This window comes from Psychroserpens sp., assembly GCF_047633235.1.
Classification (GTDB): domain Bacteria; phylum Bacteroidota; class Bacteroidia; order Flavobacteriales; family Flavobacteriaceae; genus Psychroserpens.
Map to the genome: position 1 here is coordinate 22,490 of NZ_JBLIET010000015.1, position 16,976 is coordinate 39,465.

The 16,976-nt window shown below is 33.3% G+C and carries 18 protein-coding genes; 8 read left to right on the forward strand and 10 right to left on the reverse strand.

Features of this window, described 5'->3' with window-relative positions; all coding sequences use genetic code 11:
* Positions 1–93: 93 nt before the first annotated feature.
* On the forward strand, positions 94–876 hold the full coding sequence (locus ACJAZK_RS06670) for a carboxypeptidase-like regulatory domain-containing protein (RefSeq protein WP_415223219.1): 783 nt from the start codon (positions 94–96) through the stop codon (positions 874–876).
* A 35-nt stretch (positions 877–911) separates the two neighbouring features.
* On the opposite strand, the gene ACJAZK_RS06675 is transcribed toward ACJAZK_RS06670, so the two are convergent.
* Positions 912–1,568, reverse strand: coding sequence for a TrmH family RNA methyltransferase (locus ACJAZK_RS06675; protein WP_415223220.1), 657 nt, complete (start codon positions 1,566–1,568; stop codon positions 912–914).
* Between the two features lie 17 nt (positions 1,569–1,585).
* Here ACJAZK_RS06675 and ACJAZK_RS06680 point away from each other — a divergent pair, with 17 nt between their 5' ends.
* Both ACJAZK_RS06680 and ACJAZK_RS06685 read left to right on the forward strand, forming a co-directional pair.
* A complete protein-coding gene (locus ACJAZK_RS06680) occupies positions 1,586–2,809 on the forward strand; it encodes a tetratricopeptide repeat protein (RefSeq protein WP_415223221.1) in 1,224 nt (407 codons plus the stop codon).
* Positions 2,810–3,484: an SIR2 family NAD-dependent protein deacylase gene (locus tag ACJAZK_RS06685; protein WP_415223222.1), complete on the forward strand. Its 675-nt coding sequence runs from the start codon at positions 2,810–2,812 to the stop codon at positions 3,482–3,484.
* 35 nt (positions 3,485–3,519) lie between these two features.
* On the opposite strand, the gene ACJAZK_RS06690 is transcribed toward ACJAZK_RS06685, so the two are convergent.
* The 5 genes from ACJAZK_RS06690 to ACJAZK_RS06710 all read right to left on the reverse strand — a co-directional run bounded on the left by ACJAZK_RS06690 (position 3,520) and on the right by ACJAZK_RS06710 (position 6,726).
* Positions 3,520–3,720, reverse strand: a complete 201-nt coding sequence (locus tag ACJAZK_RS06690) for a helix-turn-helix transcriptional regulator (RefSeq protein WP_028873657.1) — start codon at positions 3,718–3,720, stop codon at positions 3,520–3,522.
* A complete protein-coding gene (locus tag ACJAZK_RS06695) occupies positions 3,720–4,169 on the reverse strand; it encodes a hypothetical protein (protein ID WP_415223223.1) in 450 nt (149 codons plus the stop codon). Before ACJAZK_RS06695 ends, ACJAZK_RS06690 begins: the two co-directional genes overlap by 1 nt.
* Positions 4,170–4,556: 387 nt before the next feature.
* The gene (locus tag ACJAZK_RS06700; RefSeq protein WP_415223224.1) at positions 4,557–5,465 is read right to left on the reverse strand and encodes a TIGR01777 family oxidoreductase; all 909 of its coding nucleotides are present in this window, start codon (positions 5,463–5,465) and stop codon (positions 4,557–4,559) included.
* Between the two features lie 54 nt (positions 5,466–5,519).
* Positions 5,520–6,197 (reverse strand): tRNA (5-methylaminomethyl-2-thiouridine)(34)-methyltransferase MnmD, encoded by a 678-nt coding sequence (gene mnmD, locus ACJAZK_RS06705; protein ID WP_415223225.1) that lies wholly within the window; start codon positions 6,195–6,197, stop codon positions 5,520–5,522.
* Between the two features lies 1 nt (position 6,198).
* Positions 6,199–6,726, reverse strand: coding sequence for a DUF4920 domain-containing protein (locus ACJAZK_RS06710; protein WP_415223226.1), 528 nt, complete (start codon positions 6,724–6,726; stop codon positions 6,199–6,201).
* 115 nt (positions 6,727–6,841) lie between these two features.
* On the opposite strand from ACJAZK_RS06710, the gene ACJAZK_RS06715 reads away from it, so the two are divergent.
* Positions 6,842–7,915, forward strand: coding sequence for a branched-chain amino acid aminotransferase (locus tag ACJAZK_RS06715; RefSeq protein WP_415223227.1), 1,074 nt, complete (start codon positions 6,842–6,844; stop codon positions 7,913–7,915).
* Between the two features lie 32 nt (positions 7,916–7,947).
* Here the strand turns inward: ACJAZK_RS06715 and ACJAZK_RS06720 are convergent, their stop codons facing one another.
* A complete protein-coding gene (locus ACJAZK_RS06720) occupies positions 7,948–8,334 on the reverse strand; it encodes a hypothetical protein (RefSeq protein ID WP_415223228.1) in 387 nt (128 codons plus the stop codon).
* Positions 8,335–8,511: 177 nt separating this feature from the next.
* On the opposite strand from ACJAZK_RS06720, the gene ACJAZK_RS06725 reads away from it, so the two are divergent.
* Positions 8,512–8,697, forward strand: a complete 186-nt coding sequence (locus tag ACJAZK_RS06725; protein ID WP_415223229.1) for a hypothetical protein — start codon at positions 8,512–8,514, stop codon at positions 8,695–8,697.
* A gap of 193 nt (positions 8,698–8,890) precedes the next feature.
* Here the strand turns inward: ACJAZK_RS06725 and ACJAZK_RS06730 are convergent, their stop codons facing one another.
* Positions 8,891–10,930 (reverse strand): dipeptidyl-peptidase 3 family protein, encoded by a 2,040-nt coding sequence (locus ACJAZK_RS06730; RefSeq protein ID WP_415223230.1) that lies wholly within the window; start codon positions 10,928–10,930, stop codon positions 8,891–8,893.
* Between the two features lie 113 nt (positions 10,931–11,043).
* Between ACJAZK_RS06730 and ACJAZK_RS06735 the strand changes: the two genes are divergently transcribed.
* Complete coding sequence (locus ACJAZK_RS06735; RefSeq protein WP_415223231.1) at positions 11,044–12,066, forward strand: SRPBCC family protein; 1,023 nt, start codon at positions 11,044–11,046, stop codon at positions 12,064–12,066.
* A 7-nt stretch (positions 12,067–12,073) separates the two neighbouring features.
* Positions 12,074–12,439: a fluoride efflux transporter CrcB gene (gene crcB / locus ACJAZK_RS06740; RefSeq protein WP_415223232.1), complete on the forward strand. Its 366-nt coding sequence runs from the start codon at positions 12,074–12,076 to the stop codon at positions 12,437–12,439.
* 206 nt (positions 12,440–12,645) lie between these two features.
* Here crcB and ACJAZK_RS06745 read toward each other — a convergent pair whose 3' ends face one another.
* Positions 12,646–13,245, reverse strand: coding sequence for a DUF1684 domain-containing protein (locus tag ACJAZK_RS06745; protein ID WP_415223233.1), 600 nt, complete (start codon positions 13,243–13,245; stop codon positions 12,646–12,648).
* 231 nt (positions 13,246–13,476) lie between these two features.
* On the opposite strand from ACJAZK_RS06745, the gene ACJAZK_RS06750 reads away from it, so the two are divergent.
* A complete protein-coding gene (locus ACJAZK_RS06750; protein ID WP_415223234.1) occupies positions 13,477–14,688 on the forward strand; it encodes an MFS transporter in 1,212 nt (403 codons plus the stop codon).
* A gap of 301 nt (positions 14,689–14,989) precedes the next feature.
* Here ACJAZK_RS06750 and ACJAZK_RS06755 read toward each other — a convergent pair whose 3' ends face one another.
* Positions 14,990–16,924: a CocE/NonD family hydrolase gene (locus ACJAZK_RS06755; protein WP_415223235.1), complete on the reverse strand. Its 1,935-nt coding sequence runs from the start codon at positions 16,922–16,924 to the stop codon at positions 14,990–14,992.
* Between the last annotated feature and the right edge of the window lie 52 nt (positions 16,925–16,976).

Below are 16,976 nucleotides of genomic sequence, written 5' to 3' on the forward strand. Positions count from 1 at the left end.
AAACTTCGCGCTCCAGACAGAATACGTTAATATTTAGTCAAATTTACGACGAGTAGCACAGCCGTATGCAATTTGTTTACTATTTTTAACATAATGAAACACATAATCACACTTTTATTATTTATTTCTGTGACTCCTTTTGGTTTTGCTCAAGAGGTTGAAACTGCTGTAAAAGGAACTATCATCGATTTAACTACAGACAAGCCTATTGATCGTGTGAATATTGTTAACCTTAATCAAGTTATTGGAACATCTTCGGATGAGGAAGGTGATTTTGAAATTCAGGCGAAACTTAATGACACCTTACATTTATCTTATTTAGGTTATAAATCTATTAAAGTAAGAGTCACAAATGACTGGCTTAAATTTGGTGAGACCAAAATTGGAATGACTGAGTTGGCCTTAGCTTTAGAAGAGGTTGTTGTGAATCAATTAAAATTGACGGGTTACTTAGAAATAGACGTGATGCAGGTGCCTATCAAATCTAACTACCGTTATAGTATTTCTGGATTGTCTAATAAAGGTTACGAAGCTGGTAATAGACAACCTAACGCAGTAAATAAAGTCTTAGGTGCCATTTTTAATCCTGCAGATTTTTTGCATAATATCTTCGGAAAAAAGCCGAACGAATTACGTAAGCTTAAAAAAATGAAGAAAGATGATGAGATTAGAAACCTTCTTGCCTCTCGTTTTGACAGAGAAATGTTAACGGTTTTATTACAAGTAGATAAATTTGATTTAGATGAAATTGTGAATCAATGTAATTACTCTAAAGACTTCATAAACTCTGCTAATGATCTTCAAATGCTGGATGCTATTAGCGAATGCTATGAAGAGTATAAAATTTTAAACAGAAACAAATCTGGTAGATTTTAAATCTGTTCTCGAGACATACTTATTTTCACAATAAATTATTGTTCTTCATAAAAGCGTTCAATCACTTGGTCATAGCTCTTTATCGTTTTCTTACACCAATCTATTCGTTTTTCAAGTTGCTCTTCTTCAGAAAGTTGCCAAGCTACATCACTCGCTTTTAATTTAGTAGTTACGTCATGAAGAATAATTGCCGCAGATACCGAAATATTTAAACTCTCGGTAAAGCCAACCATTGGTATTTTTAAGAAGCAATCTGCTTCGTCTATAACCTCTTGAGAGAGTCCCTCTGTCTCTCTTCCAAAGAAAAAACATGATTTTTTAGTAACATCAAATTCTGACAAAACACTATCCTTCTCATGTGGTGTCGTAGCTACAATTTGATAGCCATTAGCTTTCAAACCTTTAATCGTGTCGTTTACAGAATTATACCGCTTAAGGTCTACCCATTTTTGAGCTCCCATCGCAATTTCACGATCAATATCTTTAGAATTTTGTTCTTCAATTATATGTAACTCTTGAATTCCAAAAACATCACAACTGCGCATAACAGCACTTGTGTTGTGTAATTGGTAAACGTCTTCTGTAGCAACCGTAAAATGCTTAGTTCGTTGAGACAGTATTTTAACAAACTTTTCTTTGCGACGATCAGTTAAAAAAGTTTCAAGATGTAGTAAAAGTTTAATATCAATCATTAAAAACTAGTATATTTATGAAAAAAAATGCTATGACACCAAGAAATCTATTATTTCTTTTTTTATTCTTTAGCATAAGTCATCTTAAGATGTACGCCCAAGAAGTTGTCAATAAAACGCTGAAAGATACAATATCCTTCACTGAAAAAAACTCTCAAAAAATAATAGAATTCGCAAAATTAATTGAGGCTTCTATTCATAATAGCGATACAAATACCTTTATTTCTAAACTTAATAGAACCGAATTCTTTAATCGTGTTCTCATTGATTATCCCACAATAGATCGTGAAGATGATTTTATTAAAGGATATTTAACCGGAATAAACATCGCATTAAAATCATTTCCAAATGAAATCATAGCGACTGTAGAAAATGGTGCGTACTATGATTTCATCAACTATCGTTACGATGATGAAACGCAAACTTATTATGTCCTTTTCCGATTCTATTCTTCGGAATCTGGAATGAATTATCATGATTATAAGATTCTTAATACCAATGGAAATCTACAATTCTCAGATATATATATTTATTTAACTGGTGAGCATTTCACCAGCACTATGGGTAGACTTATACAATATACGCTTCCTGAAAATTCACTTATAGAAAACAAAAAAACATCAAATAATAGTGAATCTCAAGATCTTTTTAAAGCCATTTTATATAATAAAAATGGTGACTACGAGAAGGCTTATACAATTATAGATGGCTTGAAATCTGAACTTTCAAAAGAAAAATTTATTCTCATATTTAAAGTGTTAATTGCAGGCCAACTGGATGAAGATAAGTACTTAAAATCTCTAGATGACTTGATTTATGCATTTCCAAATGACCAAACAATCGCACTAAATAAGATAGATTATCATCTCTATAAAGAAGAATATTTTGAGGCTATACAAGTTATAAATCAACTTCAAAATGAAACTGAAGATGACTTTTTAAACTTTATGAAAGCTGGAATTGCATTTGAAGATAAAAATTACGATTTAGCACTCAACTTATATACCTATACCATTAATAATTATCCTAACTTCTTTGAAGGTCAGGTTGGTTACCTAAGTACCTTGATTGTAATGAAGAATTACATTGATACTACCCATTATCTTGATACAATGATTGCAGAAGGTTATGATAAACAAGGACTCTCAAATTATATTGAAGAAGAGGATGAAAATGGTGTGAATATTTTAAAAGAATATTCTAAGTCTAAAAACTTTTTAGACTGGAAAAAAAATAAATAAATGAAAAACCTTGTTGTATTAACAGGCGCAGGGATAAGTGCCGAAAGCGGAATTAATACCTTTAGAGATGCTGACGGACTTTGGGAAGGTCATGACGTAATGGAAGTAGCCACTCCTCAAGGTTTTGCTCAAAACCCTGAACTTGTTTTAGATTTTTATAATCAACGTCGGAAACAATTACATGAGGTAAAACCTAATAAGGCCCATTTTGATTTAGCCACACTAGAAGCCGAGTATAAAGTCACAATAATCACACAAAATGTTGATGATTTACATGAACGTGCTGGCAGTAGTACCGTCATACACTTACATGGTGAATTACTTAAAGTAAGGAGCACAAAGAACCATAACGATATTAAATCATGGACTGGTGATCTAAAATTAGGTAATATGTGTAAAAAAGGCCATCAACTAAGACCACATATTGTCTGGTTTGGTGAAGATGTGCCCATGATAGAAAAATCAATGAACATTTGCGAAACCGCAGATATCTTATTGATTATTGGAACCTCAATGCAAGTATATCCTGCAGCTGGATTAATGAATTATATATCGCGAAAGACTCCGGTTTACTTCATAGATCCTAAACCTACCATCAGGAGTACTAACCAAATTACAGTAATCACAAATACCGCTACCAAAGGCATGACATCCTTTATAGAATTATTAAAATAAATTGAATAATTACTTGTGCTAAAAATAGTGTTAAGCTAATCATCACTTGAGAGTTTAAAAAAATTATTTACTGGTTTTCCAAAGACATCAGATAGTTTAAGTGCTAAAACGGTGGACGGCACATATCTATTAGCTTCAATAGAATTTATAGTTTGTCGAGATACTCCAATTTTTTTAGCCAAATCACCTTGCGTTAAACTCAAAATAGCCCGTTCTACTTTAATCGTATTCTCCATTATCGCATACGCTTTAAAGTATGAAAACATAGCAATTGTATCATAAGCATGAACAGTAAGACTTGAAAATCTCCAATATCATGAAATTCTTCACCTCCAGAATCCACCGCATTAGACACTCCATAATCAACAAACGGCATAATTAAAGCATATACAACACCTGCAACAAATGCATAAGTATAAGATTGCATCCTTAATTTTACAACCATCTCATCTTCATCTTTATCTTTTGCTGTAGACATCAACAACATACCAATTAAAAGACCCCTTTGCAATATCACCTTTAAGACTTCTTGATCTCCTTCTAAAGCAAATGCTCTAATAAACATCATGACGATCGCAGCTCCTAAAACAGCGATACCTATTGAATAAAAGTAATGTGGCAATCTAAAATTAATAAGTTTCTCTAACCCTTTTCTTTCGCATTCTATAAAATTTTGTTTTTTCATAATTGACAAATTTACTTTATATTAAGTAAAATAATTTTTACTAAAAGACAAATATACTTTACATTTTTAAATAATACAAATTTTTTTAAAAAAAGTTTTATAAAGACTCGATTACACTATTCGTGTTAAAATATGTCTGATCAGATTTTTTTTTACTTTGCCCCTATGTTGTGATTCAAGAAGTAGTTTATACCAATCGTTTGGAATTCTATCCCAATCATAAAGTTATGAATTGGAAGGTCTATAGACTTTAACTACGTGCACTAACAATAAAGATTTGTCTTTATATAGTTGTCTAAAGATTATTTCAAGCAACAGGAATAATGTCCCCCATTGTCAAAAGGTTGTTAAGAACTATTTCTAGATAAAGTACTAGTTCGGTAAGACTTAATTAAGAATATCTAATAGTGCAGGTTCTAGATGATGATATTCAAAATCAAAGCCGGTCTCTTCGATTTTTGAGGCGCTCACCCTTTGACTCTCAAATAGTAAAATATGCATTTCCCCTAAAACGAGTTTCATTGCAAATTTTGGAATATTTGGCAAAATAAGTGGTTTATGGAGTGTTTTTGCGACTGTTTTAGTAAGTTCTAAGTTAGAAACTGGATTTGGGGCAACACCATTGTATGTGCCTTCCAAATTATTTGTAACTGCAAAAACAAACAATCGGGCTAAATCCTTTATATGAATCCAAGACTGCCACTGCTCTCCACTTCCAAAGGCTGCCCCTAACCCCAAACGAATAGGTTTCGCTATCTCTGGCAAGGCACCTCCTTTAGTTGAAAGCACGAGACCTATTCTAATTTTAGCCAGCTGTATACCTGCAGATGCAAATTGATCAACTATTGCTTCCCATTGCTCTACGACCTGCCCTAAAAAAGAAGCTGAAACGCTTGGCTCATCCTCTTCATAGTAATTAGTCACTGAATTTGGATAAATACCAATCGCACTAGCAGAAACGATTTGTTTAATAGGAAAGTTATTTAATTTAATCGTGTCCAATAATAACTGAGCAGTTTCTGTTCTACTCGTAATTATTTCCTTTTTATAACTATCTGTCCAGCGTTTAGAAATTGAGGCTCCTACGAGATTAATGATAGTGTCGACACCCTCAAAACAGAATATATCTATTTCTTTTGTATCTGGATTCCAGTAGAAACCTTTATAATTATCAGTAGTGGTGAGTTTATTTTTAGACGTTGTGAGATAGTGAACATTCATATTTTGATCATGGCAAATTTTTACAATTTCTTGACCAATTAATCCAGTTGCACCTGTAATTAAAACTGTTTTCATAGTTGTGTAAATTTACGAAATGCTACTATCAAGACTCAAAATTTTAATAAGGGTTTAACGTTTAACAGCTCTTAACATGTGTCGTTTTCCTGGAGGGCCATCAAGGCGTTCTACTTCAAAACCTAAAGCAATAAGAATACGACGAACACTACCAATAGCAGCATAAGTTGTTAATACTCCGTTTTGCTTTAATGCTTTATACATAATCTTAAAAATATCTTCGGTCCAAAGTTCTGGCTGAACACGTGCTCCAAAAGCATCGAAATAAATAACATCAAACATGTTTTCTACGGAAATATCTTTAAAAAACTGTTGTTGCTTTTTGAGTTTAAATACTTCTGAAATTTGATGTTCTTCCTCCCAAGAGCAGCTATGGAGTTGTTTGAGCTTTTCGGAAGGCACCTCTAACTCTGAAGTATAATTGAGCTGTTCTAATTCCTCCGAAGAAATAGGAAAAGCTTCTACGCCGACATAATTGACGGATTGCGATAATTCTTCAGCCTTTAATTGAGTGAGTAAGGCATTTAAACCTGTACCAAAGCCAATTTCTAAAATTGAAATTTCAGATTGTAGTTGTTTCAATTTTTCCGTATAAAAAAAAAGCAAACCATGTTTTATATACACATGATTTGCTTCTTGTATTGCGCCATGAACAGAATGATATTGCTCATTCCACTCTTTTATTTGAATGGTTTTTGAGCCATCTGCTGTGGTAATTATACTGCGCTGCAAATTATTTTACGTTGAGTAAAACACCATCTGCTAAAAATGAATATGTTTTTTTAGTTTCTGTTATTTTGGCGATTTCTTCTGGTGTTGCTCCACCATCTTCTGCATAATGACGTTGTTCATCTACTGGCACTTCGTTTACATAGGCTTTACCGTTAATAATAACCTCTTTTCCAGAAATATCTTTTGGCATGAAAAAACCATAGTCTTTAAATTTAACCATGACTTGTTCTCCATCTGGCAAGTCTAATTTCATCCAGCATCCTTTAGATTGACACACCTCTTCAACTTTAGCAATCATTTTTGCATCTATTGAGTCTCCTAGTGTCATACTAGCATAATGTACTGCCATACGTTTAGCGGTAATTGCATCTGACAATGTGATTTTCTTACCAAAAGATTCGTAGGCAATATCTTGAAATTGCGATACAGTTTCGGTTTCTAATGTCGCTATCTCGTTGCCAACATTCTTGTCTTCTTTACACGAGACTAGTACTACAACTGCTAATGCAATGGTTAAAATATGTTTCATTTTGCTAATTTGTTTTCAATATATGGATATCAAAGTTACGCATTTTTTTGGAAAACATTATGTTTTATAACCCACGTTAAATATGTATTTTTGCAGAACAAAACAATACACCAAAATGTCAAATAATTATACTAGTAACTTACACATAGAGAAAGCTAAAACATCAAAAATTAATACTGTTGACTTTGACAATTTAACCTTTGGAAGAACATTTACAGATCACATGTTTATTTGTGATTTTGTTGATGGGAAATGGCAACAGCCAAAGATTATGCCATATCAGGCTATGACAATGGATCCCTCTGCTCGTGTGTTTCATTATGGGCAAGCGGTCTTTGAAGGTATGAAAGCTTATAAGGATGATAAAGGTGATGTCTTTTTATTTAGACCTGATCAAAACTTCAAGCGTATTAATAAATCATGTGCGAGATTGGCAATGCCAGAGTTTCCTGAGAACTACTTTTTTGATGGATTAACAACTTTAGTTAACCTTGATAGAGATTGGGTTAAGCCAGGAATGGGCAACTCTTTATATTTAAGACCGTTTGCTATTGCTATAGATTCTGCTATTGCAGCAGCACCTTCAGATAGCTACAGGTTTATGATTATTTGTTCTCCTGCAAAAGCATACTATAAAGGAACCGTTAAGGTCCTTATTGCAGAAGAGTTTAGTCGTTCTGCAAACGGCGGTGTGGGTTTTGCTAAAGCTGCGGGTAATTATGCAGCACAGTTTTACCCAACGAGTTTAGCACAAAAAAAGGGATACCAACAAGTCATTTGGACCGATGCAGACACACATACCTTCTTAGAGGAGGCAGGAACTATGAATGTCTTTTTTAGAATAAATGATACGTTAATTACCGCACCAATAAGTGACCGTATATTAGATGGCGTAACTCGTAAGAGTTTAATCCAACTAGCAGAAGACAATAATATTCCAATTGAAGTAAGACAGATTAAAGTTTCCGAAATTGTAGAGGCTTCAAAAAACGGAACATTACAAGAAATATTTGGAGCAGGAACTGCGGCTGTAATTAGCCCAATTGAAGGATTTGAATATAAAGACACCTATTATGAACTTCCTCAAATTGAAGATCACTCCTACTCTAGCATCTTAAAAAATAAGATGATGAGTATCCAACATAACCTCTCTGAGGATAAAAACGGATGGAGATACGAAGTGAAATAAAAAACAAAAAAAGAGCCAAATGGCTCTTTTTTTTATGACTTTAAAATTGCCTCGATATGCGGTTTAAAATAGTTTGGTCCCTTTAAAACTTTACCGTCTTCTCTATAAATGGGTTCACCATCGTCACCGAGCTTACTCATGTTGCTGCGTTGAATTTCGTCAAACACTTCTTCTATTTTATGTTGTAAACCGTGCTCTATAATTGTTCCGCAAAGAATATAAAGCATATCACCTAGCGCATCAGCCACTTCAACGAGATCGTTATCCTTTGCTGCTTCTAGATATTCTTCGTTTTCTTCACGCATTAATTTATAACGCAACATATTTTTATCTGCACCTAAATCTGCTTTAGGAGTTTCGCGATAACCAATTTTAAATGCGGTATGAAATGCTTTTACAGCTTCTATTTTATTCTTCATGAAAATTATTTTTCATTTCCGTAAAAACGGAAATCTTGTTATTGTTATCTGATCTAAAATGGTATAATTGTCCTAAATAATTCATAAACAACAATTTATCTATAATTATAAAAACTTTCACATTCAAAATCAAACTTTGTCCTTAAGGTTTAATTATTTTTACATAAAAATAGCAATATGTTTAGTTCTGGTCAATTGATTTTCGCAATTTTATTTGCATTGGTTTTTGCTGTAGTCATGTTCTTTGCTTACAAAAAAGATCTTAATTTACACAAAAAGTACTACAAAGGTAGTGTTTGGGTATTGATTGCTTTTATTGGTTTCATACTTATGATTGCTGCTATTAAGTTTGTATTTGTTTAACAAAGCAACAATTAAATCCTTTTTACGTATTTAGAATTCACTTTAAAATAGTTTTCTTTTTTGTCATTTAACGAACGATTACTATTTCAAACAATGATGACATTACTGGCTCATAACACTAAATTTAGTAGCAATAAAAAAAGGATGTAATTTTCATTACATCCTTTTTTTGTTGCTACTAAATTTAACTATTTTAATTTTCCGAAGGAAGAAAACCATAGTCCTTACTGTATCTCATCATTTGCCCTTCAAATGAATTAGGTTGCTGTACTTTAACTCCAGTAATTTCCCCGTTATCATCTTTCTCTGCAACGAGAACTGGGTTTACAAACCCACTATATGGAGCGCCTGTAAATTGGGCATTACGTTCTAAAACTTCAGCATGGATCGCTTGATCTACTTTTACACCGTAACCTTCAACCAAATCTTCTACTGCTTTATAGTCACCTTCTGATTTGATACGTTGCGTTTCTCTTAGTAATTGACCAAATAACGCATGTAGTTTTTCATAATCATTAATATTGAAATACGTTTTACCGTCTCTGGTCACTTTTTCAATGACATTGTCTGCCTGTCCGTTTTTATAAGCCCAAGCCGAAACCCATTGTCTATTAACCATATGTGCTTCTTCTACATCATCTCCTAAATTCAATCTAATTAACTGTGTCATTAATCCGTTTCTAATATAACCATCATAAGCCGCTTTACCAACAGATTTCCAATCATCAACTAATCCTAGTTCTTGTATTTTAGGGTTATACAAATAGTACAATCCCACTAAATCTGCACGACCTTCCTCTAAAGTAGACGCGTACTTTTTAAGTGTTTCCTTAGTTTCTCCAACTCCAGGATTTAATTGTCCAGACGCATGACCAATGACTTCATGAAGTGCTGTATGTAATTTATCTGCTACTTGACCATATTGTTCTTCTAACTCATATTCTTCTTCGTCATTTACAAATTCTTTTAAACGACCTGTACTTCCTGCATTGTTATAAGCGTGAATAATATTCCCTAAAGAGACAGACTTGCTCCCTACAGAAGCACGAATCCAGTTTGCATTTGGTAAGTTAACACCAATAGGAGTACTTGGTGAAGCATCTCCCGCTTCTCCCGCGACATTGACAACCTTATAAGTCACCCCAACGACACTATCTTTTTTATGTTCATCCATTAAAGGTGAATTATCTTCAAACCACTGCGCGTTTTCAGACAAAACTGACATCTTTGCAGACATATCAAAATCTTTAATTTGCACAATCGTTTCATAAGAACCTCTGTAACCCGCTGGATCGTTATAAACTTCAATAAAGCTATTAATATAATCGATATTTCCGTCTGTTGCAGCCGTCCAAGCAACGTTATAATCGTCCCAAGTTTGAAGATCACCAGTTTTATAGTATTGAATTAATAAGCCAAGCGCATCGCCTTGTGTTTTATTTTCTGCAACATCCTGAGCTAATTCTAACCATTTAACAATTTCATCAATAGCGCTTCCGTATAATCCGCCAGACTTATAAACACGCTCTTTAAGAACACCCTCTTCTTTAATCAATTGCGAGTTTAAACCAAATGATAACGGTTTATCTGGATTTGGAGACACTTTATTTGTATAGAAATTTTCTACATCAGCAGTAGTCACATCTGGACCGTAAAAATTGATAGCAGATAATAACACATTATCAACATCTTTAGTGAGATTCACTTTCTTAGCATCTTTATCATTGAACATAACATCAAAAGCCTCACCTTCTAAAGTTGTGTTTGTAGCAACTAATAATTGACTTAAATATTCCGCAGAAAATTCAGGTTGTAGTTTGGCATTTGAATAATGATGATGAATGCCGTTAGAAAACCAAACACGTTTTAAATAGGTTTCAAAGGCATTCCAATCTTCTGTATTTTTATCACCACTATAATTAGCGTATACATTCTCTAAAGCCTTTCTAATTTTTAAATTATATCTATAATTTTGATCCCACATAATATCACGCCCAGACAAACCAGCTTGTGTTAGATAATACGCTAGTTTTTGCTCTTTGAGCGTCAAATCCTCCCATCCTGGAATTTGGTATCGCAACACTTTAATATCCGCAAATTGCTCGACATTGAAGTCAAAGTTTTCAGTTTTTTCTACTTTTTCAGCCTCTGCCATTTCTCCTTTTTTACTCTCATCACACGAGAACACAAAGGCAGTAATAATAGCCAAAACTAATATCTGTTTTAATTTCATTTTAAAAGATTTAATTGTTGTCTCACAAATGTAAACATTTATGCCTAGTTATTTAACATGACTTAAATTTGATTATCTTTGATTACCATATTAATATAACATCGAAATTTGCAATGAAAGCACTTAAATATATCCTCTTTCTATTAGTCATTCTATTTATTGGTTTCGCTATATATATTGCTGTTCAGCCTAATGATTTCACCTTTAAAAGAAGTAAAATCATGAAAGCTCCAACACCTGTTGTTTATAACGTAGTTAATGACTTTAAAGAGTGGCCAAGATTTTCCCCTTGGATCGAACAAGATACTGAGGCTGTTCTAACCTATAATGATAAAACTTCTGGTGTAGATGCAGGCTATAGTTGGGACGGTGAGACATTAGGTATTGGCAGCATGAAAACTACTGATGTGCTCAATAATAACTCAATAGTTCAACAGATTGAATTTATAGAACCGTTTGAATCCAATTCAAATATAAATTGGACGTTTGAGCCTTTAGAAGAGGGTACAAAAGTAACTTGGAGTATGAATGGAAAACAAGACTTCATGACGAAATTATATACTGTATTTATGGGTTCTATCGAAGAAACTACAGGACCAGATTTTGAAAGAGGTCTTTATAAACTAGATAGCATTGTCCAAGCAGACATGAAAAAATACAGTATTACTATAGAAGGTGTAACACAACATGGAGGGGGGTTTTATTTGTACAATACAGCCTCTAGCAGAATAGAAGATTTAGAACAGAAAAAACAAGAAATGATGCCTATGGTTGGTGGTTATGCCCTATCAAATAATATTACAATGGCAGGAAAACCATTTATACTTTATCATAAATGGGATACAGATAATAATACGGTTATGTTTTCATGCTGCGTTCCAACAACCTCTAAAATAGAAACATCTGATCCCAATATTTTAACAGGACAATTAGAGCCTTTTAAAGCGGTTAAAACAGTTCTTAAAGGAGATTATATAAATTCTAAACAAGCTTGGAACAAAGCCATGGCTTACATAAAAGACAATGGCTTAAAGGAACCTTTAACAGGGCCAGTTTTAGAATCTTATGTAACAGACTCTAAATCGACTCCGAATCCAGCAAATTGGATTACCGAAATTTATTTAGCCGTAGAATAGATAACAAATGAAACAATTAGTACTCGTATTTGTTGGTGGTGGTTTTGGAAGCATGCTTAGGTTTGCTCTTGGAAAATTTTTAAATAATTCTCAAAACGGAATTCCCTACGGAACATTTGCAGCAAACATCATAGGAAGCCTTTTGATTGGACTAATTTTGGGCTTTGCAGCGAAAAATGACACGCTATCATCTAACCAAACACTATTATTGGCCACTGGGTTTTGTGGTGGATTTACAACGTTTTCCACTTTTGCATATGAAAATCATGTACTTTTAAAATCGGGCGACTTTACGTCATTTGCGATTTATACGATAGCTAGTTTTGTGTTGGGGTTTCTTGCGGTCTTCTCTGGAATATATCTTACTAAATAAAAGAAGTATACAGTAGCAGTCTCAGTATGCAGTTGAAATAATCTTTATTCATAAGGTAAGTTTTAACATTAGGGTAAAGGTATTGTAACTTAAATGGTTTATTAAAAACTGATACTGAGAATAAAAACTAACCAGACACAAATTTCACCAATGATCACTGATTACCAATCAAAAGAAACCATGCTCAAAATTCAGCTACTAAAAACTTATTTAAGAAAAACCTTGACTCCAGCCCTAACCTCTAAATCCAAATAATTTACTCTGGGAACAATTGGGCAAGAATACTTTTCATTATAAGCACAATACGGATTATAAGCTGTATTAAAGTCTATATCTAGTTCATTGTCTGAAGGAATTCTCAAATCAATATAACGTCCACCTCCATAACTATCGCCACCATTAGAGTTATCCAAAAATGGTAAAAACAAATAATCTTTAAAAGCGTCGTCTTTCATCAATTCTTTACCTTGATATACATTTAATTGAAAAGTTTGACCTTTTAATTCAAAAGACAGGACTCCATAAACTCGTTCATCAGATACACGACTTGTTGTGGTTTGCATTTTAAACCAATTAGAGTCTGGTGTTCTTTTCAATTTAGCTTTTACAACGAATATTGAATCAAACTTAAAAAAGTCTAAACCTTTAAAATCCTTTCTATCTTTATTTTTTAGTGGTGATTTTGTAGCATCTTTATACTCTGAATTAATCTCTCTTTGAAAATCAGTTTCACCAGCAATTGGTGTTTTCTTTTGCGCACAACTTATAGTAGATACAAATAAAAATAACAGGACTAAATATTTCATTTTTGATAGTTTTCGATTTCAAAAATACAACTTAAGGATATTTTTTATAGATTTACTCCGCTAAATGATTACAAAAAAATGAAAAACTGCGTCATTTCATATAAACAAAGACAGACCTTTTATTTTAAAAGTCGGACTTGCTATGTGTTATGGTGATATAATTATTTAACCAACCAATCATAAGAAGTCCGACGTAAACGTCGGACTTTTTGCATTTATACAATTACCAAAATGAAAACGCTATACTTAAACTATATAAACACTTTTAGAGGTCTCTCTAAAGAAGTTTGGTGGTTGGCTCTCATCACTTTAATAAATAGAGCAGGTACAATGGTGATTCCATTCTTGTCTTTATATCTCACTGAAAATTTAAAATTTACAGCCAGTAATGTGGGCTGGATAATGTCTGCTTTTGGTTTAGGCTCTGTCATTGGAACCTGGGTTGGAGGCAAATTAACAGATAAAATTGGCTTTTATAAAGTCATGGTTAGGAGTTTGCTCTTAACTGGTCTTCTTTTTATAGCACTGCAATTTCTAAATACTTTTACGTCTATATGTATCGGGATATTTTTGGTAATGGCAGTCGCAGATACTTTTAGACCAGCAATGTTTGTGGCAATGAGCGCTTATAGCAAGCCAGAGAATAAAACACGTTCTGTAACACTTATTCGTTTAGCCATTAACTTAGGCTTTTCGGCTGGACCTGCTGTTGGAGGATTAATAATCACAACCATAGGGTATGGTGGCCTATTTTGGATCGATGGTATTACATGTATTCTTGCAACAATTCTATTAATAAAAGTTTTAAACCCAAGAGTTTCTAAACCATTAGATACGTTTAGAGTAGGAAATCCGAAGTCTGTCTACAAGGATAAATCTTTCTGGATATTTTTTGTTGCGATGCTTCTCTTCGGAATTATATTTCTACAGTATTTCTCTACTATGCCATTATATTATAAAGAGGTGTATGCATTGACCGAATTTGAAATTGGACTACTATTGGGTTTAAATGGTCTTATCATTTTTTTATTAGAAATGCCTTTAATAAAATGGTTAGAAAACAGTACATATACAAAAACTGGATTGATGCTATTTGGAGCCATACTTGTAGGTATTAGTTTTATTATTCTAACCTTAACAAATTGGTTAGGCATCTTAATAATTGGTATGCTATTTATGACTATTGGAGAGATGATAACATTTCCGTTTTCAAACTCTTATGCTCTAGAAAGATCTAAACGAGGAAATCAAGGTGAATATATGGCAATGTACGTTATGGCATTCTCTGTGGCTCATGTTTTTGGACATAATGCAGGAATGCAACTCATTAGTTACCTCGGCTTTAATTCGACCTGGTATATCATTTCAATTTTAGCAATAGCTTGTGTTATGCTATTGATTTTCCTGAAATATTATATGAAAAAAAATAATGAATTACAATGAATTATCATCCGTCCTTTAGGTATAAAAAAACACTATAGTTTCATAAATACCTAGGGCTAAATCGATTATAGTGACTCCTCCTTGATCTCTGCGATTTAAATGTTCTGACGGCAATGTAACCGTCTCAACCCATTAGGTAAATACCTTACCAAAAAGTGATAGCGTTTCTATTTATTTTGAAGATAATAACCTTGAAACGCTTTTACAAAACCTTTAAAAGAAGGAATTACAATGTATATCATTCTATTTTCCGCAGGAAAAGAAAGACTAAATCTACCTTGGCAAATTTAGTCATCTACTCTTATTTCAAAACCGTAAACTCAATTTTAGAATCGTTAAAAACCGAATGTGTTTGGGTTTTAAAATCGCTTTCTTTTGCTTTATAAATATTAGGCACAAATGTTTGCGGGTTCAAATCAATAAGTGGAAACCACGTACTCTGAACTTGCACTTGTAATTTGTGACCTTTTTTAAATGTATGATGTACATCTTGCAACTTGATATTGACATCTGTTGGTTGGTTTGGTACAAATGGCTCTGGGTTTTCAAAACTATTTCTAAAACGACCGCGCATCACTTCACTCCTCACCATCAAATGATAATTACTCATTGATAAATGGTCCTGCATACCTTCTTTTTGCTCCTCAGCATCTGCTGGATGAACATCTACTATTTTGACAATCCAATCTGCATCTGTCCCTGTAGTTGACACATTAAGCTGCGCTAAAATATCACCAGCTAGGGTTATATCTTCCTCAAGAATATCGGTCTCAAATATAAGAACATCAGGACGTCGTGCTGCAAAACGCTGATCGTCTGTCATGTATTTTCGTGGTGTGAAAACTGTTTTAATATCTTCGGAATAAGGGACAGGACGTTTTAAATCACTTATAAATGTCTCACTAGTATTCCCTTTTTTTGAATCTGATAGCTCTTGGTTGGCATTAAGATACATGGCTTGTTTTTCTGCTTGCTTTGGAGGCCAGCTGTCAAAGCTACTCCATTCCTTTTTACCAGAATCAAATACATATGCTTCTGGTAACCCTGAGTTCTTGTCGCCTTTTCCTTTTAAAAAATGATTAAAAAACTTCGTTTCAACATCACGTTGAAATTTTAGAGATATAGAATCTCCGAAGAAATAATTTCCAACATAATTTTTAACGTCACTCCTAGCCCAACGACCATGATCCCAAGGCCCAAAAACCATAGTATTATAATTATCAGGATTATATTTTTCTATCGTTTTATAAGTTTCAAATGGTCCATATAAATCTTCGGCATCAAATAACCCTCCCACAATCATTGTCGCTACACTGGGCTTAATATCTTTTAGGTTTTGAATTAAACCTTTAGATTTCCATATCGTATCGTAGTTTGGATGCTCTACAATTTCTTTCCAAAACACATCATCTATTCTATCAGACTTGGATACAGATGTGTCGTCTGGTGTGTCATATTGGAAATACTTGTTCAAATTACTTAAAGGTCCAGCATCAAGAAAAAATTGATATTGATCTTGTGTTTTCATTTCTGGAAACTTATACCAAGCAGAATCTGTAGGTTTATCTTTTGTCGTACCAAATAAAGATACTGCTCTAAAATAACTTAATAAAAAAGCACCATTATGATGAAAATCGTCAAAAAAGAAATCTCCAATACACGCTTGAGGCGATGCTGCTTTTAAAGCTGGGTGTGCGTCTATAGTAGAATATGTAGCATAAAAACCAGGATATGAAATCCCCCAAGTACCAACATTCCCATTATTATTTTCTACGTTATTTACCAGCCAGTCAATCGTATCATAAGTGTCTGATGCCTCATCAATCTGAGAGTCCTCTGTTTTATTTGGGATATATGCACGCATATTATCATAGACACCTTCACTCATCCAACGACCTCGTACATCTTGATACACAACAATATTCCCTTCTTTCATTAAATGAACATTAGGACCAATTTTCGTCTTAAACTCGTTGTCACCATAAGGTTGAGAACTATATGGTGTTCTCATCATTAAAATAGGATAGGTCTGACTTTCATCTTTTGGTGAATAAATGGTCGTGTGAAGTTTTATACCATCACGCATTTCAATAGTCACCTCTTGTTTGTTATAATTATCTTTAACGTAAGTATCTTCTACTTCGGTTTTCACAATTTCAGTAGCGTCTTTGTTGGCCTTATTACAAGACGTTAGAACAAATACAAATAGGAGCAAGAATTTAAAAAGAGTCTTCATTTACATTTAAAATTTTGATTGACTAAATTTACAAAAACTTATAGCTATTTTA